This is a genomic window from Solwaraspora sp. WMMA2059 (genome assembly GCF_027497315.1).
In the GTDB taxonomy this organism is placed as follows: domain Bacteria; phylum Actinomycetota; class Actinomycetes; order Mycobacteriales; family Micromonosporaceae; genus Micromonospora_E.
Genome location: NZ_CP114908.1, coordinates 3,644,308 through 3,669,233, shown reverse-complemented (window position 1 = coordinate 3,669,233; position 24,926 = coordinate 3,644,308). Strand labels below are relative to the sequence as shown.

The following is a 24,926-nucleotide window of genomic DNA, read 5'->3' as shown; positions in this document are numbered from 1 at the left end:
ACATCGACCGGACCCGGCGGCGGTGGGCGGGTAGCCGTCGCTGCCGGGTCACCGACAGGCGGATGAGGGTGAGAACCGTGGTGACGAGCCGATGGATCACAGGTCTGGGAATCGCCGTGCTGGCCGGCGCGGTGGCGGCGTGCGGCACGAACGCACCGGCCGGTGACGCGACGCCGACGTCCGACCCGGACCCGACGACGGTGACCGGGACCCCGACCGCCAGCCTGGCACCGCCGCCGGAGCCGACGGCACCCACGGGCGGCCTGCCGCAGGTGCTGTCCGGCACCCGGCAGGTCAGCATCGTGCGGGCCGAGGCGTTCGAGTCCGGGCTGTCGATCACCGACGACGGACGGTTGGCCGAGGTCGACGGCGACGAGGGCCGCCAGTTGTTCGTCGTGGTCCCGTTGCAGGGGCGGCTGTTCCTGATCGAGTCGTACCAGGCGACCGGCGGCGGTCCCGGTGCCGGTGACCCGGTCTGCTGGCGGGTGCGCAACCCGGGAGACGGGGGATCGCTGTCGGTCGAGGGTGCGGCCTGCGACGCCGGGGACCCCCGGCAGCGGTTCGCGATCGTCGCGGCCGACACCGGCGCCGACGACACCTTCATGATCAGCAACAGGTCGGCGTACCTGCGCACGTCGGCCCGCTCCGGGCTGATCCTGGAGGAGCAGGGCGACGGTTCGCCGACCCCGGACGGGTTCCGGTTCACCGACAACGGGCCGGCGCCGACCCGGTGACCGGTGCAGGAACGACCAGGTGACGGGTGGAGCACGACGGATGCGTGACGCCGACGAGTTCGACGCCTTCTACGCCGCGTCGGCCCAACGGGTGCTCGGACACCTGTCCGTGGTGCTCGGCAACCGGGCCGACGCCGAGGACGCGGTCGCGGAGGCGTACGCCCGCGCGTGGGACCGGTGGCGGTCCGTGCGCGACTGTGACAGCCCCGAAGCCTGGGTACGCACGGTCGCGTACCGGATCGCGGTGAGCTCCTGGCGTAAGGCGGTGAACCGACTGCGCGCCCACCGCCGCGACGCCAACGGCCACCAGGCCGACGAGGTGTCGGCCGACCACGTCGCGATCGTCGCCGCGTTGCGCCGGCTCGGTGTCGACCAGCGCCGGGCCGTCGTGCTGCACCACCTGGTCGGCCTGAGCGTCGCCGAGATCGCCGCGGAGACCGGCACCAGCCCGAACACGATCAAGACCTGGCTGGCCCGGGGCCGCAAGGCGCTGGCCGTACACCTGACCACCAGCGGCGACGAAGGGCGGAGCCGTGCCGTCTGACGACCGATTCGACGAGACGCTGCGCGACGTGGCCCGGCGGGCCGGGCAGACCGGCCGGCTCGCCCCGGCGGCGGACATCCGGCGGCGCGGCGAGACGCTGCGCCGACGCCGACGTGCCACCACCGCCGCGCTGGCGGTGACGCTGGTCGGAGCCGTCGGCGCGGGCGTCGCTGCGATCCAGTTGGTGACCGCCGCACCGCAGCTGCCGGTCGGGCCCGCCGGCCCGACAATGAGCGTGCCGTCCGGATCGCCGTCCGGATCGCCGTCCGGTGCGCCGTCCGGTGCGTCGACTGGATCGCCGACCGGGGCGCCGACCGGGGCGCCGGCCTCCGTCGGGGACGATCCGCTGCTGTCCGGGGACCGCCAGGTCGCGATCGTGCGTACCGACGCGTTCGAGTCGGCGGTGTCGCTGCTCGACGACGGCCCGCTGGGCGAGGTCGACGGGACCGAGGGCCGGCGGCTGTTCGTCATTGAACCGGCCGGGGCGGACACCTTCCGGATCCGCGCCGCCGAACCGAACCCGGACGGCTCCGACGCGTGCTGGCAGGTCAGGTCGTCGGGCTCGGACCCGTTGACCGTCGTCGCGGCGGACTGCGTGGCGTCCGAGCCGCGGCAGCACTTCTCGATCAGCGCAGTGGAACGGGACGGTGGGGAACCGTCGTACGCGATCAGCAGCGCCTCGGCGTACCTGCAGCACTCCGCCACCCGGGGTCTGATCCTCGAAGAGCTGGGCGACGCGACGCTCACGACATACTTCCGGTTCGTCGACAATGGTCCTTCGCCGGGCTGACCTGCCCGGCCCGGCGGTTTGACGGTACGGCTGACTGTCGTTCTTGTACGTACTGCTCTCGCCGTTGGGCTTCGTCGTCGAATACCGTCGAGGTGCCGATCGATCAGTCGGCATCCGATGGTCTGACGACAAGATCTGCGGGTCAGGTGGTCACGGTGAACACAAACTCCGCCGGTGCGTTGGCGAAGTCCTTCCAGTTCGTCCACAAGAACCTCGACGGCTTCAAAATCAAGGAAAAAGTTGACTCGATGGGGATCAACGGCTACATCAACTACTGTGCCGGTCTGGCCGCCGGCACCGGGGCCGCTGCCGGGCTCGGCGGCGGCGTGACGCTGGCCCTGGGCATCCCCGCCGACCTCGCCAACACCATCGCCCAGCAGTTCCGGGTCACCCTCGCGGTGATCTACCACCGGACCGGGCGGTACGCGGTCAGCTTCCCCGAGTTCATGAAGATCGTCGGACTCTCGATCGGGGTGGAACTGGGCATCAAGGGCGTCGAGTTCCTCGCCCTGCGGGTCGCGCAGGAACTGCTCAAACGGCTCACGGCGCGCACTCTGGGCAAGGCGGTGCCGATCGTCGGAGCGGTGGTCGGCGGAGGGCTGAACTTCGCATTCATCAAGGCTGTCGGCTCGACGCTGCTCGCGTTCGAGGACCAGATCTTCAACGATGTTGCCGAGCGACCGGCGATCGGCGGTTGATCTCCGGTTGATTGGCGGGACGGCGGAATGTCGGCCGCCCCGCTGCGGTTGTTACCCGGTGCGTCCCGTGGCGTACGCGTCGTTGTGATTTCCGCACGCGGGGCGTTGGGCGCGGTCGGGAATGGGCGTGGTATCAGCCCTGACCGCCGCGCTGGGCACCGACTGACCGATTGTCCCGTTCGCGGGGTCCGGGCCGTTGCCAGACGATCAGTGCCCGGATCTTCCGCACCCTCCCGGAACGGAGATCCGCAGATGACCACCGTTCTTCACCGATCCGCAATGTCCGTCGCCGGTCTGCTGGTAGTCGGCGGTGTGGTGGCCGGTCCGGCTGCCGCAGCCCAGGCTGCCCCGGCCTCGGACACCACGAGCTTGACCACCACTGCCGCCAGTTCCGACCAGGGCGGGTGGTCCAGCGAGGGCCGGCTGCTGGACATCCGCTACGAGCGGCAGCCGAACTTCTACTACTGCGGTCCGGCCGCGACCCGGATCGCGCTGACCGCGCAGGGCCGCGAACTGTCGCAGGATGAGGTGGCCAGCAGGCTGGGCACCACGGTCGCCGGCACCGACTCGGCCGCGGACACCACCCGGGTGCTCAACGAGCTCACCGGCGACGACAAGTACCGGACCACCGCGATCGAGGCGTCCAAGGCGAGCCAGGCGCAGATCGACCAGTTGCGCGACGACGTGCGGGCGACCGTGGACGACGGCCGAGCCGTGGTGGCCAACATCATCGGTACGGTGAGCGACGTCGACGGCCGGACCCACTCGTACCCGGGCGGGCACTACGTGACCGTGGTCGGCTACGGCGAGGGCGGCGACGCTGTCAAGATCGCCGACCCGGCCTTCCTGGGCGCCGAACACTACTGGGTGAGCACCGAGACCCTGGCGCACTGGATCGCCACGCGCGGCTACTCGCACTGACGTCCTGACCTCGCCCTGACCATGTTGGCCGGGTCTGCCGCGTACGCGGCAGACCCGGCCAACGGTCGTCACCGGCTGGCCTTGATCCGCTGCGGTTCATCGACCCGACACGCCGGGCGGCAGTCCGATGAGCCGAAGTGGATCACTGCTGCGGGGGCGGGCTGAGTCTGCGCCGGACGTGGCCCATGCCCATCGCGGTCCGGTCACCGAAGCCGGCGTAGCTGGCGAACGCCGCCAGGGCGTCCACCGCCCGCCGCGCGTCGCCGGGCACCCCCGACGCCTCCGCCAACTGGAAGGTCACCGAGCCGACCGTGCCCCGGCGGAACCGGTGCTGCGGGTTACGCTGCCCCGGCTCCACCAGGTGCGTGACCATCCGCAGTTGGGCGTCGACCGCCTCCAGATGGTCGACGACCGCCGGCTCCGCCGACGTCGGCAACGCCACCTCCCCGGCGAACGCGTCCCAGCGCCGGGTCAGGTTGGTAAACACCCGCTCCGCGTCCGGCCAGGGGCGCTGGCGGCGGGCACCGTCCCCGCGTCCGGTGGCGAACCCGACCGGGGTCAGCAGGTCGTACGCCCAGGTGGTGGCGGCCGGGTCGGCGCCGGTGGCCAGCTCGGCGTACGACACCGCGTGCACGGCGACGTCGACGGTGCGGTACCGGGTCTGTGCGATCTGATGCCCGGCGGCGTGGTGCAGCGCGGCGAGCACCGGGGCGGCGTACGCGTCGATCAGCAGGCCGGCCACTATCCGGGCCGGCTGCCCCGGTGTCGACGGTGGCCGGCCCTGCTCGTCGAGGACCGGGCTGAGGGTGAACGGCTTGTACCGGGGGCTGTCGTGCATGATCGCGGACAGCTCCGGGTCGACGGCGCGGACCGCTTTGAGGAACGCGGCGTAGACGGCCGGGCCGGTGTGCGGCGGCGGGACCGCCGTGGCGGCGGTCGGCACCAGGGAGACGACGATCTGGGTGGGCATCGGGCCGGCGTACCCTCTCGGTCTGGTGTGGTCGGTGAGTGCCCCCACTCAAGCAGACCGGCGCCAACGGGCCGGGGGATCCGCTGCCCGACCCGGTCGGGGTCGGGCAGCGGATCGGGTCCGGATTCGGTCCGAACTCGGGTTCGCTCAGGACGCGGTGCAGCTCAGATCGGTCGGCGTGGTGCCGGGACCGGAGCCGACGAAGCCGACCGTGGTGGCGGCGTCCGGCGCGAGGGGCCCGTTGTACGGCTCGTTGCGTACCGTGTTCACCCCGCCGGACGTGGTCAACCGGCCGTTCCACAGCGACCCGATCGACGTACCGCTCGGGCTGGTCCAGGTGAGCGTCCAGCCGGAGATCGCCGAGGTGCCGGTGTTACGCACCTCGATGCCGCCCTGGAAGCCGCCCTGCCAGCTGCTGGTCACCGTGTACGTCGCGATGCAGCCCTCGTCGCCGGGGCCACCGTCGTCGGCTGCGGTGGTGACCGTCCGCGTCGGTGAGGCCGGCGAGACGTTGCCGGCGGCGTCGCGGGCCCGCACCGTGAACGTGTAGCTGGTCTCGGCGGCCAGGCCGGACACGGTGTACGTGGTGCCGGAGACCGTGGCGACCGGGCTGGCCGGGCCGCCGCCGGTCGACTGCAGCACCTGGTACGAGGTGACGCCGACGTTGTCGGTCGCCGCCGCCCAGATCAACGTCACCGAGTCGGCGGTGACGTCGCTGGCGGTCGGTTGGCCGGGCGCGGTCGGCGCGGTCACGTCGTCGTCCCCGCCGCCGTCGCTGTAGCGCTGCGCGAGGCTGATCCCGGTGGTGGAGCCGGCCCCGCCGAGCGGCACCTGGTGGTCGAGGCTGACGAACTTGCCGTCGTGCTGCCACAGCGCCGGCTTGAGTACCTGGTTGTACTTGACCTCGTCCCAGCTGGTCCAGTCGTCGAGCAGCAGGCCGCCGGTGTCACCGGAGTTGGGGTTCAGCGACCAGAAGGTGTGGTGGATGCCGTAGTCGATCATCAGGTCGCGCAGGGCGTGCAGCCATTTGTCCTGCCGGGCGTCCTGGCCGTACCGGCCGCCCCATTCGCCGATCAGCAGCGGCGCGGTGTCGTCCTCGTGGATGTAGAGCCAGTTGGGCCGCCACACGTCCTCGGTCAGCGACGCCTTGTCGAACTCGCCCTGGAACCACGGCTGCTCGTAGACCAGCGGGCCGTAGTCGTGCGGGGAGTAGACCAGCTGGTCCTGGTTGGTGCCCAGGTCGACCGGGTGCTCGGCGACGCCCCGCAGGTTGCCGCCCCACCAGTTGTAGAAGTAGTTCGGGCTGAGGTCCGGGTTGGTGTTGGGGGAGTCCCAGTCGGCGTGCGGGCGCGGGTAGACCTCGATGCCTTCGCAGAGGATCAGCAGGTCGGGGTTGATCGCCAGGATCCGCCGACCGGCGGTTTCGCAGGCGTGCTTGAAGTTGTCCTGGTCGGTCGAGGAGTCCCACTTGGCCCGCTGCGGGTCGTTCGGGGTGCCGTGCGGCTCGTTCTCGATGTCCATCGCGACGATCGTGTCGTTGTCGCGGTAGCGCTCGGCCACCCACTCCCAGCCCTGGTAGAAGTCCTCCGGCGTGATCGAGCCCTTGAACCACATCGGGTAGAGGTGGCCGGAGTTGTCCGCTTCGGCGCTGTGCACGTCCAGCATGACCTTCAGCCCGTACTGTTCGCACAGGTCGAGCCAGTAGTCGAAGATCTGCAGGTTGTTCAGCCCGTCGAGCTCCGGGTTGACGTACGCGTTGATGTTGGGCCGGGCCAGCGGCTGGCCGGCCTTCCACTCCAGCAGCAGCTGGGTCGAGATCGGCACCCGGACGATGTTGATGCCGCGCTGTGCCATCGCGCGGGTGACCGCCTCGATGTTGGCCGACCACAGGCCGTGGAAGACCCGCTCGGTGGCGTTGTAGCCGAACCAGTTGGCCCCGGTGAGCCACACCTGGTTGCCGGCCTCGTCGACGATCGTGTTTCCATCGGTGTGCAGCCAGTCGTTCGCCGGTACGGCCTGAGCGGCCGCGGCCGCGGCTGATGTGGTGGCTGACGTGTCGGTGCGGGCAGCCGGTGGGGCGGCGGCTGCCGTGGCGGGGGTGGTCGGGACGGCGGCGACCGCTCCGAGCAGCAGGCCGGCCGCCATTGTGGCGGCCCACCGTGTCCGTATCGACGGCATGTAGCGGTTCTCCTGTCGTGGGTTGGGCGATCGTGGGAGCGCTTCCATCGACAGAGATTACGACGTACCAAGGTCGTAATGGAAGGACGTGGTCCCGGCGGGCGTACCGCTGGGCCCGTCCGGGCTGTTGCAGATCCATTGACTTCCATTTTGTGGCTCCCGTAGGGTTGCAACGACGGCCTTCGATAGCGACGCGGTGACCTGGAGCCGGCATCGTGTGTCGCCCCGGGCGAAGGCGAGCAGGGCCGCCCTGGCGAGCCCGCCCGTACGGCGACCTGGTCGGCGCGTACTTCGCCAGCCACCCGGCGAACCAGAACGCCACCGTACGGATCGAGGACAGCTCGCACCCGTCGACCGCCGGGCTGCCGACCGCGTGGAACCGCTACGACGAGCGGTACAACTACCGGACCAACCCACGCTCGGACAACCACATCCTGGCCACCGTGGACGAGAGCACGTACACCGGCGGCACGATGGGCAGCGACCACCCGATCGCGTGGTGCCGGGGCTACGACGGTGGCCGCTCCTGGTACACCGGCATGGGCCACACCAACGAGAGCTTCAGCGACGCGAACTTCCGCCGCCACGTGCTGGGCGGCATCCAGTACGCCGCGCAGGTCACCGGCAACTGCTCGACCAGCCAGACACCACCCGGCTACAGCCAGGTCACCCTGGCCAAGGGGGTGGCCGAGGTCGGCGAGCCGATGGGCATGACCGTGCTGCCGAACCGGGGCGTGCTGCACACCTCCCGCGAAGGCACCATCCGCTACACCGACGCGGCCGGCAACACCAAGGTGGCGCTGACCATCCCGGTGTACACCCACGACGAGGAAGGTCTGCAGAGCATCAAGGTGGACCCGAACTTCGCCATCAACCGATGGGTCTACGTGTACTACTCGCCGCCGCTGTCCACCCCGGGCGGCGACGCGCCGTCGACCGGCTCGGCGTCGCAGGGCGTCGGAGGTGACGGTCCTGCAGGTCCCGACCAGCCGCGGCATGTGCTGCCACGTCGGCGGTGACATCGACTTCGACGCGGACGGCAACCTCTACCTGTCGACCGGAGACGACACCAACCCGTTCGACTCCAGCGGCTACACGCCGATCGACGAACGGTCCAACCGCAACCCGGCGTACGACGCGCAGCGTACCGCCGGCAACAGCAACGACCTGCGGGGCAAGGTGCTGCGGATCCGGCCGAGTGCAAACGGTGGGTACACCATCCCGGCCGGCAACATGTTCCCGGCCGGCACGGCGAACACCAAGCCGGAGATCTACGCGATGGGCTTCCGTAACCCGTTCCGGATGTCCGTGGACAAGGCGACCGGCGTCGTCTACCTCGGCGAGTACGGGCCGGACGCCGGCACCGCCGACCCCAACCGCGGGCCGGCGAACCATGTCGCGTTCGAACGCATCGCCCAGCCCGGTTTCTACGGCTGGCCGTACTGCTCGAACTACAACACGCCGTACATCGACTTCACGTTCCCGTCCGGCCCCTCCGGTGCACCGTTCAACTGCTCCGGCGGCCCGGTGAACAACTCCCCGAACAACTCCGGCATCACCCGACTGCCCCCGTCGCAGCGGGCCTGGCTGCCGTACGGTGGCGAGCAGAACCCGCCGGAGCTGTGCTGCGGCGGCCTGTCACCGATGGACGCCGTGGTCTACAACTACGACGCCTCGCTCGCCTCCGACGTCAAGTTCCCGGCGTCGATGAACGGCAAGGTGTTCATCGGCGAGTTCGGCCGCCGGTGGATCAAGACGGTCACGGTCACCGGCTCCGGCGGGGTGGGCTCGATCGACCCGTTCCCGGACTACACCGGCACCCAGGTGATGGACCTGGAGTTCGGCCCGGACGGTGCCCTCTACGTGCTCGACTACGGCACCGGCTGGGGCAGCGGTGACGCCAGCTCGGCGGTGTACCGCATCGAGTACAGCTCCGGCGGCGGCCGATCGCCGATCGCCGCCGCGTCCGCCGACCCGACCGCCGGCAACGCGCCCCTGACCGTGCAGTTCAGTTCGGCCGGGACCAGCGACCCGGACGGGGACGCCATCACGTACGCGTGGGACTTCACCACGGACGGCAGCACCGACTCGACGCAGCCGAACCCGTCGCACACGTACACCAGCAACGGCGAGTTCACGGCGACGCTCACGGTGCGCGACAGCACCGGCCGCAGCGCCACCGCGAGCGTGGTGATCGGAGTGGGCCGGCCGACGGTCACCCTCGAACTACCGCGCAACGGCCGGCTGTTCGAGTTCGGTGACGCCATCCCGTTCGAGGTGATGGTCACCGACCCGGACGTGTCGACGATCGACTGCAGCCGGGTGAAGGTCAACTATCTGCTCGGGCACGACAGCCACGCCCATGGCATCTCCAGCGCGACCGGCTGCTCGGGCACCCTGCAGACCACCGAGGACGGCGAACACGACCCGAATGCGAACATCTTCGGAGTCATGATCGCCGAGTACACCCCGGTGGGCGCGACCATCCCGGTGACCTCGACGCAGACGGTGCTGCAGCCCCGGACCCGCCAGGCCGAGCACTACGGCGACCAGCAGGGCACCACCCTGGTGGAGAAGGCCTCCGCCCACGGCGGCAGCGCGGTCGGCTACATCGAGAACGGCGACTGGATCTCGTTCACCCCGTACAACCTGGCCGGGGCCACGTCGTTCCCCGCCCGGGTCGCCTCGGCCGGCTCCGGCGGCACCATCTCGCTGCGGACCGGCTCGGCGTCGGGACCCGTCATCGGTACGGCCACCGTGAGCCCGACCGGTGACTGGGAGACCTGGACCGCCGTCACCGGCACGCTCACCCCACCCAGCGGTACGCAGCAACTGTTCCTCGTCTTCACTGGCGGCTCCAGCTACCTGTTCGACGTCGACGAGTTCACCTTCCGCGGTGGCGGCACGACCCCGCCGCCGCCCACCGGGCCGTCGTGCTCGGCGGCGTACTCGGTGATCGGGCAGTGGCAAGGTGGCTTCCAGGGTGAGGTACGGGTCACCGCCGGATCAACGTCGAGCGGCTGGACGGTCACCTGGACGTTCAACGGCGGGCAGACCGTCAGCCAGTCCTGGAGTGCCACGGTCACGTCGAGCGGTGCCAACGTGACCGCACGCAATGTCTCTTACAACGGGTCGCTCGGCGCCGGAGCCAGTACGACGTTCGGCTTCATCGGCTCGGGCAACAACGGAGCCAACGTGTCGTCGCTGAGCTGCACCGCCAGCTGATCGACAGGGCTGCGCGGCACCCACCGGCCGGTGGGTGCCGCGCAGCTTTCGTCTGTCGGCCGCAGCGTCACTTCCTCGGCTCAGGTGCCACAAGGTGCCAGTGCGGCATCATGGTGATGTCACGATGGCTTGTCGGTGGTGCCATCTTGTGCCATGATGGCACCATGGACCTGACGTCGTACGTGAGCAACCTCGGGCGGGAGTTCGCCACCCTCGCCGAAACCGGCGGAGACGAGGCGCGGGCACTGGTCGAGCGCCTGACCGGGTCGCTCGAGTCGGCGATCCGGATGACACTGCTGGACGCGTTGTCGGCCGCTGCCGACGAGATCACCCGCGACCTGGCACCCGGCTCGGTGGAGCTGCGGCTACGCGGCCGCGACCCGCACTTCGTCGTCACCACGCCACCCGCCGAACCGACCGGGACCACCGCCGGGGACGGCGCGGCGACGGCCGACGGCCCACCCGACAACGACCTGCTGATCACCGAGGACGGCCCGGTGACGCGGATCAACGTACGCCTACCCGAGCAGCTCAAGGCCGCGGTCGAGGAGGCCGCCGCCAAGGAGGGGCGCTCGGTCAACGCCTGGCTGGTCCGGGCGGCAGCCGCCGGTCTGCAGCGGCCCGACCGGGACCGGCGCCGCGACGAACGCGGCACCGGGAAACGCAGCACGCAGACCTTCACCGGCTGGGTGCGCTAGCCGCACCGCCCCCTTCCACTCACCGTCTACTCTCCACACCTCACGTCCCCGACCTGCGGGGACGACCCACCAACCCATGATGCGGGGACAACCATGCCTACTTTCGACACGCCCGAACCGATCTCCGTCGCCGTCGAACTCGTCAGCGGCAACGTACAGATCGCCGCGACCCAGCGCACCGACACCGTCGTCGAGGTCCGCCCGAGCGACGACGCCGACGACTCCGACGTGGCCGCCGCCGCCCGGGTACGCGTCGACTACGCCAACGGCACACTGCGGATCACCGCCCCGAAATCACCCGCCTTCGACTTCTCCCGCCGGACCCGGTCCGTCGAGGTGTCCATCCAACTGCCCAGCGGTTCCCAGGTCTCCGCCGAGACGCAACTGGGCGACGTCCGCTGCACCGGACGACTCGGGCAGTGCCGGGTCAGGACCGCCGCCGGAAACGCCTGGCTGGAACTGACCGGCCCGCTGCGGGTGGACACCTCGGCCGGCCATGTCACCGTCGACGGCGTCACCGGCGACGCCCGGATCACCACCGGCTCCGGAAAGATCCAGCTCGGCGAGATCGACGGCACCGCCGTGGTCAAGAACTCCAACGGCGAGACCACGATCGACGCGGTCACCGGCGACGTACGGGTGCGGGCGGCCAACGGCGACATCCGCGTCGAACGCGCCGGCGCCGGCGTCGACGCGAAGACGTCCAACGGCAGCATCCGCCTCGGCGAGGTGGCGCGCGGCTCGGTCGTGCTCGGCACCGCCATGGGCAACCTGGACGTCGGCATCGCCGAGGGCACCGCCGCCTGGCTGGAAGTGAAGACCGACTTCGGGAAGGTCCACAACCTGCTGGAGACCGCCACCCGACCCGACGACGCCGACGAGACCGTCGAGGTACGCGGCCGCGTCTCCTACGGCGACATCACCATCCGCCGCTCCTGAGCCACCTGCGCTCCTGAGCCACCTGCGCTCCTGAGCCGTCTGCGGTCCTCGGAAAGGACACCATGACCTCCACTCAGTCCTGGCCGGCGATCGCCGCCACCGGGCTCCGCAAGGCGTACGGCGATCACGTCGTACTCGACGGCATCGACCTGCACGTACCGGCGGGAACGGTCTTCTCGCTGCTCGGCGCGAACGGCGCCGGGAAGACCACCACGGTCAAGATCCTGTCCACGTTGATCAGCCCGGACGCCGGGGACGTCCGGGTCGCCGGGCACGACCTCGCCCGCGACCCCGACGCGGTACGCGCCACGATCGGCGTCACCGGCCAGTTCTCGGCGGTGGACAACCTGCTCACCGGCGCGGAGAACCTGCGGCTGATGGCCGACCTGCACCACCTCGGCCGGGCCGACCGGCGGCGGCGCGTCGCCGGACTGCTCGACCAGTTCGGCCTGACCGAGGCGGCCGGCAAACCGGTGTCGACCTACTCCGGCGGCATGCGGCGGCGGCTCGACCTGGCGATGACCCTGGTCGGCGACCCCCGGGTGATCTTCCTCGACGAGCCGACCACCGGGCTCGACCCGCGCAGCCGGCGCACCATGTGGCAGATCGTCCGGGACCTGGTCGCCGACGGCGTCACCATCTTCCTGACCACCCAGTACCTCGCCGAAGCCGACGAACTCGCCGACCGGATCGCGCTGCTCGACCACGGGCGGGTGGTGGCCGAGGGCACCGCCGAGGACCTCAAACGCCGCATCCCCGGGGGGCACGTCCGGCTGCGCTTCGCCGACCAGCGACGCCTCGACGCGGCCACCCGCGTCCTCGGCCAGACACCCGGAGCGCTCGGCCAGGCCACCCACTCACTCGGTCAGGTCACCCGCGACCCCGACCCGCTCGCCCTGCGGGTGCCCAGCGACGGCAGCCTGCAGGCGTTGAAGACCCTGATCGGCCGGCTCGACGACCACGCCGTCGAAGTCGACGAACTGTCCGTACACACCCCCGACCTCGACGACGTCTTCCTCGCCCTGACCGGCGAACCCACCGACAACGACAAGGTGACCACCCGATGAGCGCCCACGCCCTGACCGGCCCGGCCACCGCCGTCGCCGCTGGCCTGCGTACCCACCCGCTGCGCGACTCGGCGACGATGCTGCGCCGCAATCTCAGACGTATGCTGCGCTACCCGTCGATGACCGTGACGCTCGTCGGGATGCCCGTCGTCTTCCTGCTGCTGTTCATCTACGTGTTCGGCGGCACCCTCGGCGCCGGGATCGGTCAACTCGGCGCCACGCTGCCCGGCGGGGCGCTCCCCGGCGGCGGGGCCGGCGGGCGCGCCGCGTACGTCAACTACGTGGCACCGGCGATCATCCTGATGACCGTGACGACCACCGTCCAGGGGACGGCGATATCGATCGCCATGGACATGAGCGAAGGCATCGTCAACCGCTTCCGTACGATGCACATCGCCCGCGTCTCGGTGCTGACCGGACACGTCCTGGGCAGCATGATCCAGGCGGCGGTCAGCGTGGCGGTCGTCATCGGCGTCGCGCTGCTGGTCGGCTTCCGGCCCACCGCCGGGCCGGTCGGGTGGCTGGGTGCCGCCGGTTTCCTGCTGGTGGTGACCTTCGCGCTCGTCTGGCTGTCCGTGGCGCTCGGCCAGGTGAGCCGCAGCGTCGAGACCGCCAGCAACCTGCCGATGCCGCTGATCCTGCTGCCGTTGCTCGGCAGCGGGTTCGTCCCCACCGACTCGATGCCGGCCGGGCTGCGCTGGTTTGCCGAGTACCAGCCGTTCACCCCGATCATCGAAACCCTGCGCGGCCTGCTGATGGCCGAACCGGTCGGCAGAAACGGGTGGATCGCGCTCGCCTGGTGCGCGGCCATCGCGCTCGGCGGATACCTCTGGTCGAAACGGCTGTTCAACCGCGAGCCCTGAACCCTGACTGTGGCTGATGCCTGCTGCGGCACAACTATGCCGCAGCAGGATCAGACCCTTCTGCGGTACGGCGTCCCCGGCCCGGTGTCCGGGCGGTCGCCGGCGTTCGCGTCGGTGGCACAGCGGCGACGAGGACCGCCGTGACGGTGAGCAGCCCGGCCAGCCACGCCATCGGGCGCAGGCCGACCATCGTGAAGCCGAGCCACGGCGGCGCCCACGGGTCGCCGCCGGTGATCGCTGCATGACTGGTGGCCAGCCCACCCACCGCCAGAGCGGGCAGGATCAAGACGGCGGCAGCTCCGAGCAAGGAGACGGCGACGACCCGGACCCAGGCGCGTCCGCTGGTGTGCGCATCGAGCTGCCGGAGGGCAAGCAACGTGGTGATCAGGGCGACGAGGAATCCGGTGACCGCCAGCGGCCAGACCCACCACGGCCGCGCGCGGCCAACGTCGATCACGAAGCGCGTGGCGTCCCGCGCAGACAGACGCACGGCGACACCGTCCCGGGTTGCCGTGAAAGCGTCGTAGTCGCCGCTGGCGCGGAATCGCTCGGCATCCCAACCGGCAGCCGTGAGCCGGTCGACCGCCTCGCCGACCAGACGGCCGTCGGAGGTCGACGCCGGACCGAACGGCAACGGCACCCTGACGGTTCCGGCGACGTAGCCGTCACCTCCGACGAGCAGGGTCCAGGCACTGTCGACAGCCGGCGGAAATCCGTGCCGGTCACCGTTTCGGGTCGGCTCACCCGCCTCGACGCCGGGAAACGCGACAGCGGCCACCTGTCGGGCTGCCGCCGTGTCGATGGTCGGCTGTGCCGTCTGCCAGCCCAGCCACGAACCGAATACGGCGCCGACAAGACCGGCCAGCGTCGCAAGAATCAAATAAGTGATCTTCACCTTGTGTCCAGTGAGTAGAGCTGCAGGTCAACTGAATCTGGTGACCAGGTTTCAGTCCGGCGCGGTTTTCGTGTGCTCGGGGGCCCTCTATATAGAGAGGAGGTGAAAGTATGTGCACGTGGGAGTTTCAATCCGGCGCGGTTTTCGTGTGCTTGGGGACTAATGCCTTTTCGGAAGAAGAGGGGGGCCCGGAGGAAGTTTCAATCCGGCGCGGTTTTCGTGTGCTTGGGGACTATGGGTAGTGGTGGCGGCCCGCCGGGGCTGGTTTCAATCCGGCGCGGTTTTCGTGTGCTTGGGGACTTGCTGATAGCCGCCGCCGCCCTGCGGACGGTGGCAGTTTCAATCCGGCGCGGTTTTCGTGTGCTTGGGGACTAGTCCCGAAGCCTCTTAACACCGAAAGGTGTGTATGTTTCAATCCGGCGCGGTTTTCGTGTGCTTGGGGACTGGAGGGCGGGAATGACCGCCCTCCAGCTCGACTGGTTTCAATCCGGCGCGGTTTTCGTGTGCTTGGGGACATGCCCAACAGGCCTCTGGCGGAGTACAAGTGCGGGGTTTCAATCCGGCGCGGTTTTCGTGTGCTTGGGGACCGTTCGAAGCTCCGTACCACCGCACGCCGCTGGAGTTTCAATACGGCGCGGTTTTCGTGTGCTTGGGGACGACCAGGAAGTCAACTGCACCCCGTCCCCAGGGCGGGAGGTTTCAATCCGGCGCGGTTTTCGTGTGCTTGGGGACCTCCTTGGGGGCGGAGTTGGGGTTGCCGCAGGGCGAGTTTCAATCCGGCGCGGTTTTTGTGTGCTTGGGGACTGGGGTACAAACCCTCACTGTCAAGGTTCGGTTCGAGTTTCAATCCGGCGCGGTTTTCGTGTGCTTGGGGACCTCTTGTACACGCAGTCCACTCCTGAGGAACTCAAGTTTCAATCCGGCGCGGTTTTCGTGTGCTTGGGGACCGTGTCCGAAATGTCGGGCGGTCTGACCTGCGGAAACAGGGGCTCTCGGGGGCAACCTCCTGTTGATCATGATCTTGGAGAGTGGCTAGATGATCTCCGAAGACCATGTTTTCGCAGCTCAGGTTCACTTTGGGATCTTTCCGCCAACCTACCCCGGATCCCGGGCGTGTCGGGGGTTGTCGCAACGGGCATTCCGGACCAATCACCTCCCTGGGTGGCTCTGGTGGGCCTGCCGGGCTCCAGTCTATTCGCTCGTCCACAGTGACGGAATAGGGGAGTGGGTGGGACGGCGGTGGGTTTCCGTCGCCCCACCCACTCCCCGGATACCCGGACTATCCGGGCGGTTCCGATAGGAGATCGTCCAGCCACTCGACACCGGCACCGGCGACGAGGACCGCGAGGATTTCCAGTCGCCGACGGGCTGTGCCGGCCGGCAGTCGCAGTCGTCGCGCGCAGGACTTCTCCAGGTCGACGGCGGATCGTTCGAGCGCGACATCGCACATCTCGGCGAGCAGCTTCGGCAGCCCGCTGCGGCGTACGGCCGGGTTGGCCAACAGCCGCAGCAGCACCTGGCGGCGGCGACGCCGTTGGGGAGTGTCGCCGGGGTCGGCGTACCGCTCGGCCGGGTCGCCCGGGGCGGTGCCGCGGATTGTCCGAGCACCCGGCAGGTCGTCGCACGGGTCGAGCCGGTCGGCGCGACGGTGCAGCGCGGCGGCGACGTTCGCTTCGTAGAAGCTCGGGTTGATCCGTCGGAGCAGGTCGACGGCCGCCGTCAGACGCAGGCGTACCTGCTGGTCGGTGAGTCCGTGCTTGGCCGCCGCGTGCGGGATCCGCCACGGGTCGGCGACCTGGTCGCGTAGCCCGATCACGAAGCTGATCAGCAGGTCCAGGCCGACCGGGTCGTTGGCCAGCGGCGCTGCCCAGCGGGCAGTGGTGAGGTCGCGTTCGGGGCGGGCGTGCATGCCGCGCGCGGTCGCCGACCGGCGGCGCAGCTCGGCGATGGCCTGGCGTTGGTCCTGGTGCACGAACTGCCAGTAGATGGCGCGTAGCCACGGTGCGACGTCGGCGTTTGCCCGGTCCGGGTGGTGGGCGTAGCGGAGCAGGTCCGCGCCGGCGGCGTCCGGGTCGACCGTCGAGGCGTGCGGCCCGTAGAGGAAGGACACCACCTGGTTGATCTCCTCGATCCGGCTGGGGCCGCCGACGCCGGTGCGGGCGCTGCCGCCGGCGGTGCCGTGGTCGGTGGCGTTGCGCCGCAGTCGGTCGAACTGGCGGCGGATGTGCTCGTCGCGTACGTCGGCGCAGTTGGCGCACAGGTGCAGCCACCGGTTGGCGGCGTGCGGGCTGTCGACGCAGTGGCTGGTGCCGTGCACGGTGCGGGCGATGACCATCCCCAGGTGGTGGGTCATGGCGCGGACGACGGCGAGGAAGAAGAAGGCGTACGTGTCTTGCGGGTCTTCCGGTGAGCGCAGTGCAGTGTCCATCGAGGTGCCTCCCGTTGCGACGCAGGAGAACAGCGGGGTGGATGAGCAGGCGGGCTGGTGCCCGCCGGACGACACCGGTGTCGTGATGTGGTGGGGAGCGACCGCCCAGGGCGCCGGCCCGAGGACCGTGGACGGGGAGCGAGGCAGCCAATGAGGCTAACTCCTGGTGCTCATGCGAACACCATACGTGTAGTTACTCGATGGTAGCAACTGGAGGCCGATCCAAAGCCGGTGACCGTCCACACACGTCCAGCTGGTGGACTGCGCTGCCACTTCGTCCATCTGTTCCAGGTAGGAGCAACCCCGGCAACCGGAGGACGACATGGGCAAAACGATCAGGATCAACGGGGTCGACGTACCGGTGATCGACGACATGCTGTCCGGCCGCGACATCAAGCGGGCGGCCGGCCTGCCGCAGGAACGGGTCCTGGTCCGCCAGGACGACGACCGCAACGTCATCGTCCCCGACGACCAGCGGATCCGCGTCGCCGATCAGCAGCAGTTCACCCACCACGCCCGGCACTCCAAGGCGATGACGACGCTCGACCCGAGGCGGCTGCGCATCCGCCACGAAGCCGCCCAGCTCGCGTACGCGTACCCGGGGCTGACCGTCGCCGACGACGAATCCTGGCTGCACATCCCCGAGTTCCGGCTCCCGCCGCACTGGGAGCCGGACCGTACCACCGTGCTGATCGTGCCGCCGGCCACCTACCCGGAGACCGCCCCGGACGGCTTCTTCCTCGGCGACCACCTGCGCCGCCGCGACGGCCGCGCGCTCGTGCAACCCGCGCACTACTTCTCGGCCTACAAGAACCGCTACGCCGAGCTGGGCTACCGCTGGTACTGCCTGGAAGACCCGGAACGCAACTGGGATCCGCGCTTCGACTCGCTGGTCAGCTACGTCGAGGCGATCCGCACCTACCTCGGCACGGTCGACTGATGACCTGCGTGCTGCGGATCAGCCACGGCACCTGGGACACCGTGCGGCGGCATCTGCGCGACAGCGACGACGAACGCGGCGCCTACCTGCTGGCCCGCGCCGGCCGGTGGACCGACCCGTGGGGCACCGGAGCCGTCACCGACTTGCTGGTCACCCGGGCCATCCCGATCCCGGACGACGCGCTGTCGGTGCAGAACGGCGTACGGATCGAAGTCGCCGCCTGGCTGACCCGGGAGGTGCTGATCGCCTGCTTCGAGACCGGCCTGTCCCTTGTCGACGTGCACAGCCATCCTTTCGCCGACGACACCGTCAGGTTCTCCGGCCTCGACGTGGAGAACATGCGCCAGACGCACACCGAGTTCCTCGACCGGATGCCGGCCGCGCCGCCGGTCGGGGTGGCGTCGCTGGTGCTCGGGCAGGCGTCGGTGGCCGGCGCGTACACCGACCCGGACGACGGGACGCTGCGGATGCTCGACCGGTTGGTGCTGCTCGGCGACGACGACCTGACCGAGGTGAAACTGTGCCGATTCTGACCACACCGGTCCTGACCGCACCGGCCGGTGGGCCGGACCCGCAGGCCGGTGCCACCGGGCCGAACCCGGCGGACCGCTACGACCGGCAGGTGCGGGCGTTCGGCCCGCACACGCAGCGCCGGCTCGCCGAGCTGACCGTCGCCGTGGTCGGCCTCGGCGGCGTCGGCAGCCAGGTCGTCCAGTCGCTGGCCCACCTGGGGGTGGGTGGGCTGCTGCTGGTCGACCCGGACACGGTCACCGCCACCAACCTGAACCGTCTGGTCGGTGCGAAGCCGGCCGACGTGGCGCGGGCGGCGACCAAGGTCACCGTCGCGGCCCGCACGGTCCGGACCATCAACCCGCAGGTACGGGTACGCGGCATCGCCGGCAGCATCCTCGACCCGGTCGTCTGGCAGCAGGTGCGCCCGGCCGAGGTGATCGTCGGCGCGGTCGACGGGCACGCGCCACGCTGGGCGTTGAACCGGCTGGCCGTACAGTACGCCCGCTGCTATCTCGACGTCGGGGTCGAGCTGGGACCGGCACCCCGCCCGGAGCCGTCCGACGACCACAATCAAGAAGCTAATTCCCGGGTACGGCTGGAAGCCGGCGGGCATCTGGCGGTGGTCCGCCCCGGTGGCCCGTGCCTGCTCTGCCTGTCCGGCTACGACCCGCGTCTGGTGGATGCCGAGCTTGACCCGGGGTTGGCTGCTGCGCGCCGGGCGGCCGGCTACCGGGTCGACGATCCGGCCGAGCCGACGCCCAGCGTGGTTTTCCTCAACCAGATCATCGCCGGGTACGCCGTCGGCGAGCTGCTGAACTATGTCTCGCCGTGGCGGCCACCGGTGCGGTACCTGCTGGTGGACGCGACGGCGAACGAAACGACGGTGCTGGACGCCGACCGCGACTCGGAGTGCCTGGCGTGCGGGCCGGACTCGCCACGCGGGCTCAGCGACGCCGCCGGCCCACCGTCCGTGGCCCGGACGACCGCGCCACCAGCGGTCCACGACGCTGCCGGAGCACCGCAGAGCCCGAACACCCAGCCATCCCGATATCCGTCACCCGGCGTACCAGCCCCGCGCAACGAGTCCCGCCACCACGACACCTGATCCCAGCCCCGCCTGACGCCGGCTCTCGATAGACCCAATGCGACCCCGCGTGATCCCGTCACGGGATTTTCTCCCCTGACGGGATCACGCGCTGCGGTGCATTGGGGATCAATGCTGCACCGTCGTGATATGCCACTCGTGGACACCACGATGGGCATTGTGCTTGCCCAAATCCGGCGCGGTTTTCGTGTGTCCGGGGACTCAAGGCCAACCAGATAGAGCCGCTTGGTTGCAAGTTTCAATCCGGCGCGGTTCTCGTGTGTCTGGGGACGACCAGCCACCTCACCGGGCGGCCACTGGTTGTCCCGTTTCAATCCGGCGCGGTTTTCGTGTGTCCGGGGACTACCCCCTGCACCGCACACCTACCGCTCCGGTTGGAGTGGTTTCAATCCGGCGCGGTTATCGTGTGTCCGGGGACCAGAACGGTAACAGCGTTGTCTGCAACCCGGCCCTCAAGTTTCAATCCGGCGCGGTTTTCGTGTGTCCGGGGACAAGGTAAGGATGAAGCGCAGGCGGAGGTGGACAGGTTTCAATCCGGCGCGGTTTTCGTGTGTCCGGGGACTGCCTAACGGCCCAATGCCGTTAACTTAGTGTGGGGCGGTCTATGATCTCTGCTCGTGGCGAGGGCTGGTCAGGTCAAGGCGGGGTCGCGGGTTCGGTTGCCGGATCTGGTGGGGGTCGGGGTGTTGACGGCGGCGTTCCCGCCGGAGTCGGTGGATCTGGCGATCGAGGAGTGGGATGCGCGGGAGCAGCGGCATCGGCTGCTGCCGGCTCGGTTGATGGCGTACTACGTGATGGCGTGCGTGTTGTTTCTCGACAGCGCGTACGTGGAGGTGTGGAACAAGCTGCTGGGTGGGCTGTCGTGGGCCCGGCGGTACCGGATGCGGCGGCAGGTGGGGATGCAGCCGTCGGCGGCGGCGCTGGCCAAGGCCAGGGTGCGGTTGGGGCCGGAGGCGATGCAGGGGGTGTTGGCGACCTCGATGCGGCCGATGGTGACCGACGCGGCCGCGGCGCCGTGGGCGTACTTCCATGGGTTGCGGAAGCTGGCCGCCGACGGGTTCACCATGAATGTGGCTCGGACGCCGGAGAACGTGGCGCGTTTCGGGATGCCCTCGAACTCGGCCGGACCGGTGGGGTATCCGCAGGTCCGGGTGGTGGCGCTGGCCGAGGTCGGTACCCGCTGCCTGCAAGGCGCCGCCGTGGGCGTGCTGGCCACCGGGGAGCAGAACCTGGCCCGCACGTTGTGGCCACGGTTGGGAACCGGGGACGTGGTCGTGGCCGACCGTAACTTCCTGTCGTACGAGGACCTGACCGCGATCGTGGCCACCAACGCGCACGCGGTACTGCGAGTCAAGGCGGGGGTGGACCTGCCGGTGCTGCAGGTCCTGGCCGACGGCTCGTATGTGTCGAGGATCGCCGACCCGCAACAGGCACGACGGCTGCGCCGCCGCAAGACGAAGGTACCCCCTGAGCAGATCCCCGGCATCAGCGTCCGGGTGATCGGGTACACGGTGGAATCCGAGCCGGACGAGCACGGCAACCGTGAGGTCAGCGAACTGTTCTGCCTGGTGACCACCCTGCTCGACCCGGACGCCTACCCCCTGCGGGATTTCCCCGAGCTCTACCACGAGCGGTGGACCCTGGAGACCGCGATCGGTGACGTGGAGACCCGGCTGCGCGGCGGCGCCGAGGTCGTCCTGCGGTCCGGGCGCCCGGACCTGGTCTACCAGGAGGTCTACGCATTGCTCTGCGTCTACCAGGCCATCCGCGCGCTGATCGTCGCCGGTGCCGAACACGCCGACCTGGACCCCGACCGCATATCGTTCACCCGCACCGTGCAGGCAGCCGCGCGTCACGTCAGTGACGACGCGGCCTTTTCCCCCTGACGACCTGGCCGATCTGGTCGCCGACGTCATCTACGAGATCACCGACGAACGCAACCTCCTACCGGCCACGCCCCGCATCCGCAGCTTCGCCCGCCAACAACGCCAACCCGGACGCCGCTACCCCCGCCAGACAGACGACTACAAGAAACCCTTACCACCCCGCACCAAGATCAGGTTGTGGGTCCTGACCAGGCCAGACACGTTAAGTTGACGGTATTGGCCTAACGGCCCGACCGTGATGTTTCTGTACCACGGTTTCAATCCGGCGCGGTTTTCGTGTGTCCGGGGACACATCATCGCAGGGGCAGTCGGAGCCGACTCCGGAGGTTTCAATCCGGCGCGGTTTTCGTGTGTCCGGGGACTCGCCTACATCGGCGACCTCGCCCGCCAGCACTCGAAGTTTCAATCCGGCGCGGTTTTCGTGTGTCCGGGGACCTGCAAGATGAGACTCTGCAATTTGCACTACAAGAAGGTTTCAATCCGGCGCGGTTTTCGTGTGTCCGGGGACACGAGGGGAAAATCATGGGAGCGTTCCGTAAGTTCCAGTTTCAATCCGGCGCGGTTTTCGTGTGTCCGGGGACGCGTACCCCTCAGCGCTGAAGCCTGTACGCTTGGGTTTCAATCCGGCGCGGTTTTCGTGTGTCCGGGGACCTCAATCCTCCCAACCGGCCCCCGGTTGAGGAAAGTTTCAATCCGGCGCGGTTTTCGTGTGTCCGGGGACCGTGTCCGAAATGTCGGGTGGTCTGAGCTGGGCAAACATGGTGCTCCGGGGGCAACCTCTTGTTGATCATGATCTTGGGGGAGCCTCAAGTGATCTCCATGGGGCACGTTTTTGCAGCTCGGGTTTACGTTGGGATCTTTCCGCCAACCTACCCGGGATCCCGGGCGTGTCGGGGGTTGTCGCAAAGGGCATTTCCGGACATAAGCTCCTGTTGATCTCGGCGGTGACGTCGATGCCTCCGATTCTATCGGAGTTCGTCCGTCCGATCTCGGCATGAATACCTCTCCTTCCCGGCTGTTGAGTCGGATGTCTGACCAGCCGACGTTGTGGGCCGCGTGGTCGCGGGTCGCCGCCGGCACCGCACTCGCCGGAGCGGACGGCGTGACCGTCGCCGAGTTCGCCCATCACCTCGGGCCACGGCTGGAGTCGCTGTCCGCGCTGCTGCGCAGCGGCGAATACACTCCGCAACCCCTTCGACTGATGACCGTCAACCGTGGTGGCGAGCGCCGCGACCGGGGCATTCCGACCGTCGCCGACCGGGTCGCCCAGCGCGCTTTCCTGCACGTCGCCGGCGACCGGTGGGAGACCCGCCGCGCCGAGGTCAGTTTCGCGTACCAGCGGGGTCGTTCCTGGGTGGACGCGTTGACGATGGCTCTCGCGTACCGGGACAAGGGGTTGCGCTATGTGGTCCGCGCGGACATCGCGGATTTCTTCGCCAGCGTCGACCACCAGCTCCTGCACGAGATGGTCAGCGGCAGCCTCGCCGACCCGGCGGTCAGCCGGATCGTACGCGGCTGGTTCACCGCGCCGATGCTGACCGCCGCCGGCCTGCGTACCCGGGTCCGGGGTGTTCCCGAAGGCGCGCCGGTCAGTCCGACCCTGGCCAATCTCTACCTGCGTGAGTTCGACGCCCGGGTGGACGGCCGGCACGGCCGGCTGGTGCGTTACGCCGACGACCTGGCGCTGTTCTGCCTCGACCTCGACGCGGCGGTCAACGGCGCCCGGCAGATCGGTGCCGAGCTGGCCGCGCTCAACCTGCGGCTGCACCCGGGCAAGACGCAGATCACCACGTTCGACGCCGGGTTCAGCATGCTCGGCTGGGTGTTCGACGGCGAGCATGGCCGGCCCGAGCAGCCCAACGCGGACTGGACCCACCCGCTGCTCAACACGCCGCAGCGGGGCAAGCTGCCGGCCAGCAACGGGAGCCGGCGATGATCGGCAAGGCGTTCCACGTGATCGGCCCGGACTGCGTCCTCGGCCGGCGCGACGGCCGGCTCGTCGTGCACCGCGAAGGTGTGCTGCGCGCCTCCGCGCCACTGACCATGGTCGGCGAGGTCGTCACGACCGGCCGGGTGACCGTCACCCCGCACGCGATGCACAGCATGCTCGCCCACGACATCCCGCTGATCCTGCTCAGCCGCAACGGCCGACCGCTGGGTCGGCTCGAACCGCCCACCGCCGGGCACATCGCCGCCCGGCTGCGTCAACTCGACCGGCACCGCGACCCGGCCGTCCGGCTCGACCTGGCCCGCGCCGTCATCCCTGCCAAGATCGCCAACCAGGCGACGCTGCTGCGCCGCCGCGCCAAGCGCAGCGGCGACCCGGCGACGGTGTGGGCGGCGGTCACCCGGCTCGCCGAGTTCGAGCAGGCCGCCAGCGCCGCGACCGACCTGGCGCAACTGATCGGCATCGAAGGCGCGGCGGCCGGGGCGTACTTCCGCGCGATCCGGGTGATGACCCCGGCCGAGTACGGCTTCGCCGCCCGCGACCGCAGCCGCCGCGACGTGATCAACGCGCTGATCAACTACTGCTCGGCGCTGCTGCGGGAAACCGTGCACGGGGCGATCCTCGCCGCCGGGCTCGACCCGTACCTGTCGTTCCTGCACACCCCGAGCCGGGGCCGGCCCACGCTCGCCTTCGACCTGATGGAGGAGTGGCGGCCGGCGCTGCTGGAGAACACCGTACTGGCGATGCTCGGTCTGCGTACCGTGACCGATGCCGACTTCGACGGCACCCACCTGACACCCGGCGCGACGTCCGCGCTGATCTCGCGGTTTCAGGCCAGGCTGGCCATGCCGGCCCGCGAATGGCCGGCACCCGCCGACCAGCCGACCTACCACCAACTGGTACGCCGCCAGGCGCTGCGGCTGCGCGGCTGGCTGCTCGACGAGCAGGCGCAGTACCGGCCGTTCCGCTGGAGGTGACCGTCATGCAGCCCAGCTGGTGGACCGTCACCTTCGACCTGCCCGACGACCGCGACCGGCGGCAGCTGACGACGCTGCTGCGCCGCCACGGGGTACGGGTGCTGTACAGCGTCTTCACCATCCACATCGGTGATGCGCACCTGGACCGGCTGCTCGCCGCCAGCGCCGAACGGTTCACCGGCGGCGGGCACCTGCTGGCCCTGCCGTCCTGCCCGGACTGCGAAACCGCCGGGTACGGCGTACCGCTGGAAGTCCTCCCCGAGCAGGGCTGGGCCGGCTGGTGAACCGGCCGGTGCTCGTCGTCTACGACATCGTGAACGACCGCCGCCGCGCCGAGGTACGCGCCCGGCTCGGCCCGATCGCCGACCGCTTCCAGTACAGCGGGTGGCTGGTGCCACCGGAGGTCAACCTGACCGCGGCCCGGGTCGTCGCCGACCTGGCCGCGGTCGCCGGCCCGGCGGACCGGATCCACGGCCACGCCCCGTGCCCCGACTGCGCCCGCCGGGCCAGGTGGCTGCCGGCCCGCCAGCCGCACCGCCTCACCCGCCAACCCGGCTGGACCGCCCACTGAACGTGAACACCTGCCCAAAACGGGGACGGGTGTATC

At 69.7% G+C, this 24,926-nt stretch carries 24 protein-coding genes and 3 CRISPR repeat arrays; of the genes, 20 read left to right on the top strand and 4 right to left on the bottom strand.

What is annotated here, in order from left to right; all coding sequences use genetic code 11:
- Positions 1 to 68: 68 nt before the first annotated feature.
- The 5 genes from O7553_RS16650 (at position 69) to O7553_RS16630 (ending at position 3,687) form a co-directional block, all read left to right on the top strand.
- Positions 69 to 734, top strand: coding sequence for a hypothetical protein (locus O7553_RS16650; RefSeq protein ID WP_281550668.1), 666 nt, complete (start codon positions 69 to 71; stop codon positions 732 to 734).
- Positions 735 to 774: 40 nt separating this feature from the next.
- Positions 775 to 1,278, top strand: coding sequence for a sigma-70 family RNA polymerase sigma factor (locus O7553_RS16645; RefSeq protein ID WP_281550667.1), 504 nt, complete (start codon positions 775 to 777; stop codon positions 1,276 to 1,278).
- The gene (locus tag O7553_RS16640) at positions 1,268 to 2,068 is read left to right on the top strand and encodes a hypothetical protein (protein WP_281550666.1); all 801 of its coding nucleotides are present in this window, start codon (positions 1,268 to 1,270) and stop codon (positions 2,066 to 2,068) included. The genes O7553_RS16645 and O7553_RS16640 overlap by 11 nt, the downstream gene beginning before the upstream one ends.
- 155 nt (positions 2,069 to 2,223) lie before the next feature.
- On the top strand, positions 2,224 to 2,766 hold the full coding sequence (locus O7553_RS16635) for a hypothetical protein (protein ID WP_281550665.1): 543 nt from the start codon (positions 2,224 to 2,226) through the stop codon (positions 2,764 to 2,766).
- A 252-nt stretch (positions 2,767 to 3,018) separates the two neighbouring features.
- Positions 3,019 to 3,687 carry a C39 family peptidase gene (locus O7553_RS16630; RefSeq protein WP_281550664.1) on the top strand — a complete coding sequence of 223 codons (669 nt, stop codon included), beginning with the start codon at positions 3,019 to 3,021 and terminating at the stop codon, positions 3,685 to 3,687.
- Positions 3,688 to 3,829: 142 nt separating this feature from the next.
- Here O7553_RS16630 and cas6 read toward each other — a convergent pair whose 3' ends face one another.
- Positions 3,830 to 4,657, bottom strand: a complete 828-nt coding sequence (gene cas6, locus O7553_RS16625; RefSeq protein ID WP_281550663.1) for a CRISPR system precrRNA processing endoribonuclease RAMP protein Cas6 — start codon at positions 4,655 to 4,657, stop codon at positions 3,830 to 3,832.
- 147 nt (positions 4,658 to 4,804) lie between these two features.
- On the bottom strand, positions 4,805 to 6,802 hold the full coding sequence (locus O7553_RS16620; protein ID WP_281555635.1) for a cellulase family glycosylhydrolase: 1,998 nt from the start codon (positions 6,800 to 6,802) through the stop codon (positions 4,805 to 4,807).
- A gap of 248 nt (positions 6,803 to 7,050) precedes the next feature.
- Between O7553_RS16620 and O7553_RS16615 the strand changes: the two genes are divergently transcribed.
- From O7553_RS16615 to O7553_RS16590, 6 genes are all read left to right on the top strand, one after another.
- Positions 7,051 to 7,854: a ThuA domain-containing protein gene (locus tag O7553_RS16615; RefSeq protein WP_281550662.1), complete on the top strand. Its 804-nt coding sequence runs from the start codon at positions 7,051 to 7,053 to the stop codon at positions 7,852 to 7,854.
- Positions 7,799 to 10,060, top strand: a complete 2,262-nt coding sequence (locus O7553_RS16610; protein WP_281550661.1) for a carbohydrate-binding protein — start codon at positions 7,799 to 7,801, stop codon at positions 10,058 to 10,060. Before O7553_RS16615 ends, O7553_RS16610 begins: the two co-directional genes overlap by 56 nt.
- Before the next feature lie 164 nt (positions 10,061 to 10,224).
- Positions 10,225 to 10,758, top strand: coding sequence for a YlcI/YnfO family protein (locus O7553_RS16605; RefSeq protein WP_281550660.1), 534 nt, complete (start codon positions 10,225 to 10,227; stop codon positions 10,756 to 10,758).
- Between the two features lie 93 nt (positions 10,759 to 10,851).
- Complete coding sequence (locus O7553_RS16600) at positions 10,852 to 11,697, top strand: DUF4097 family beta strand repeat-containing protein (RefSeq protein WP_281550659.1); 846 nt, start codon at positions 10,852 to 10,854, stop codon at positions 11,695 to 11,697.
- Positions 11,698 to 11,759: 62 nt separating this feature from the next.
- Positions 11,760 to 12,764, top strand: a complete 1,005-nt coding sequence (locus O7553_RS16595; RefSeq protein WP_281550658.1) for an ATP-binding cassette domain-containing protein — start codon at positions 11,760 to 11,762, stop codon at positions 12,762 to 12,764.
- Positions 12,761 to 13,627, top strand: coding sequence for an ABC transporter permease (locus O7553_RS16590; protein WP_281550657.1), 867 nt, complete (start codon positions 12,761 to 12,763; stop codon positions 13,625 to 13,627). Before O7553_RS16595 ends, O7553_RS16590 begins: the two co-directional genes overlap by 4 nt.
- A 34-nt stretch (positions 13,628 to 13,661) precedes the next feature.
- Here the strand turns inward: O7553_RS16590 and O7553_RS16585 are convergent, their stop codons facing one another.
- Positions 13,662 to 14,522, bottom strand: coding sequence for a hypothetical protein (locus O7553_RS16585; RefSeq protein ID WP_281550656.1), 861 nt, complete (start codon positions 14,520 to 14,522; stop codon positions 13,662 to 13,664).
- A 48-nt stretch (positions 14,523 to 14,570) separates the two neighbouring features.
- A CRISPR array of direct repeats spans positions 14,571 to 15,469; the repeat unit is 36 nt; unit sequence GTTTCAATCCGGCGCGGTTTTCGTGTGCTTGGGGAC.
- Positions 15,470 to 15,801: 332 nt separating this feature from the next.
- Positions 15,802 to 16,950 carry a hypothetical protein gene (locus tag O7553_RS16580; protein ID WP_281550655.1) on the bottom strand — a complete coding sequence of 383 codons (1,149 nt, stop codon included), beginning with the start codon at positions 16,948 to 16,950 and terminating at the stop codon, positions 15,802 to 15,804.
- Between the two features lie 322 nt (positions 16,951 to 17,272).
- Between O7553_RS16580 and O7553_RS16575 the strand changes: the two genes are divergently transcribed.
- From O7553_RS16575 to O7553_RS16535, 9 genes are all read left to right on the top strand, one after another.
- Positions 17,273 to 17,890 carry an E2/UBC family protein gene (locus O7553_RS16575; protein WP_281550654.1) on the top strand — a complete coding sequence of 206 codons (618 nt, stop codon included), beginning with the start codon at positions 17,273 to 17,275 and terminating at the stop codon, positions 17,888 to 17,890.
- A complete protein-coding gene (locus O7553_RS16570) occupies positions 17,890 to 18,423 on the top strand; it encodes a hypothetical protein (RefSeq protein WP_281550653.1) in 534 nt (177 codons plus the stop codon). The genes O7553_RS16575 and O7553_RS16570 overlap by 1 nt, the downstream gene beginning before the upstream one ends.
- Positions 18,411 to 19,508 (top strand): ThiF family adenylyltransferase, encoded by a 1,098-nt coding sequence (locus O7553_RS16565; protein WP_281550652.1) that lies wholly within the window; start codon positions 18,411 to 18,413, stop codon positions 19,506 to 19,508. The genes O7553_RS16570 and O7553_RS16565 overlap by 13 nt, the downstream gene beginning before the upstream one ends.
- Before the next feature lie 165 nt (positions 19,509 to 19,673).
- Positions 19,674 to 20,070: direct repeats of the CRISPR family, unit length 36 nt; unit sequence GTTTCAATCCGGCGCGGTTTTCGTGTGTCCGGGGAC.
- Positions 20,071 to 20,125: 55 nt separating this feature from the next.
- Positions 20,126 to 21,394 carry an IS4 family transposase gene (locus O7553_RS16560; RefSeq protein ID WP_281550651.1) on the top strand — a complete coding sequence of 423 codons (1,269 nt, stop codon included), beginning with the start codon at positions 20,126 to 20,128 and terminating at the stop codon, positions 21,392 to 21,394.
- On the top strand, positions 21,369 to 21,605 hold the full coding sequence (locus O7553_RS16555; protein WP_281550650.1) for a hypothetical protein: 237 nt from the start codon (positions 21,369 to 21,371) through the stop codon (positions 21,603 to 21,605). Before O7553_RS16560 ends, O7553_RS16555 begins: the two co-directional genes overlap by 26 nt.
- A gap of 43 nt (positions 21,606 to 21,648) precedes the next feature.
- Positions 21,649 to 22,115: a CRISPR direct-repeat array (repeat unit 36 nt; unit sequence GTTTCAATCCGGCGCGGTTTTCGTGTGTCCGGGGAC).
- Positions 22,116 to 22,421: 306 nt separating this feature from the next.
- Positions 22,422 to 23,330 carry a reverse transcriptase domain-containing protein gene (locus O7553_RS16550; protein WP_281550649.1) on the top strand — a complete coding sequence of 303 codons (909 nt, stop codon included), beginning with the start codon at positions 22,422 to 22,424 and terminating at the stop codon, positions 23,328 to 23,330.
- Positions 23,327 to 24,319, top strand: a complete 993-nt coding sequence (gene cas1, locus O7553_RS16545; protein WP_281550648.1) for a CRISPR-associated endonuclease Cas1 — start codon at positions 23,327 to 23,329, stop codon at positions 24,317 to 24,319. The genes O7553_RS16550 and cas1 overlap by 4 nt, the downstream gene beginning before the upstream one ends.
- A gap of 5 nt (positions 24,320 to 24,324) precedes the next feature.
- Positions 24,325 to 24,603, top strand: coding sequence for a CRISPR-associated endonuclease Cas2 (locus O7553_RS16540; RefSeq protein WP_281550647.1), 279 nt, complete (start codon positions 24,325 to 24,327; stop codon positions 24,601 to 24,603).
- Positions 24,600 to 24,890, top strand: coding sequence for a CRISPR-associated endonuclease Cas2 (locus tag O7553_RS16535; RefSeq protein WP_278114760.1), 291 nt, complete (start codon positions 24,600 to 24,602; stop codon positions 24,888 to 24,890). Before O7553_RS16540 ends, O7553_RS16535 begins: the two co-directional genes overlap by 4 nt.
- The last annotated feature ends 36 nt before the right edge of the window (positions 24,891 to 24,926 follow it).

Bases quoted from the DNA above. Each gene is read 5' to 3' on its own strand.
- O7553_RS16595 (WP_281550658.1), top strand. From the start codon at position 11,760: ATGACCTCCACTCAGTCCTGGCCGGCGATCGCCGCCACCGGGCTCCGC.
- O7553_RS16645 (WP_281550667.1), top strand. From the start codon at position 775: ATGCGTGACGCCGACGAGTTCGACGCCTTCTACGCCGCGTCGGCCCAA.
- cas1 (WP_281550648.1), top strand. From the start codon at position 23,327: ATGATCGGCAAGGCGTTCCACGTGATCGGCCCGGACTGCGTCCTCGGC.
- O7553_RS16580 (WP_281550655.1), bottom strand. From the start codon at position 16,950: ATGGACACTGCACTGCGCTCACCGGAAGACCCGCAAGACACGTACGCC.
- O7553_RS16600 (WP_281550659.1), top strand. From the start codon at position 10,852: ATGCCTACTTTCGACACGCCCGAACCGATCTCCGTCGCCGTCGAACTC.
- O7553_RS16620 (WP_281555635.1), bottom strand. From the start codon at position 6,802: ATGGCGGCCGGCCTGCTGCTCGGAGCGGTCGCCGCCGTCCCGACCACC.
- O7553_RS16570 (WP_281550653.1), top strand. From the start codon at position 17,890: ATGACCTGCGTGCTGCGGATCAGCCACGGCACCTGGGACACCGTGCGG.
- cas6 (WP_281550663.1), bottom strand. From the start codon at position 4,657: ATGCCCACCCAGATCGTCGTCTCCCTGGTGCCGACCGCCGCCACGGCG.
- O7553_RS16630 (WP_281550664.1), top strand. From the start codon at position 3,019: ATGACCACCGTTCTTCACCGATCCGCAATGTCCGTCGCCGGTCTGCTG.
- O7553_RS16575 (WP_281550654.1), top strand. From the start codon at position 17,273: ATGGGCAAAACGATCAGGATCAACGGGGTCGACGTACCGGTGATCGAC.
- O7553_RS16590 (WP_281550657.1), top strand. From the start codon at position 12,761: ATGAGCGCCCACGCCCTGACCGGCCCGGCCACCGCCGTCGCCGCTGGC.
- O7553_RS16540 (WP_281550647.1), top strand. From the start codon at position 24,325: ATGCAGCCCAGCTGGTGGACCGTCACCTTCGACCTGCCCGACGACCGC.
- O7553_RS16605 (WP_281550660.1), top strand. From the start codon at position 10,225: ATGGACCTGACGTCGTACGTGAGCAACCTCGGGCGGGAGTTCGCCACC.
- O7553_RS16550 (WP_281550649.1), top strand. From the start codon at position 22,422: ATGTCTGACCAGCCGACGTTGTGGGCCGCGTGGTCGCGGGTCGCCGCC.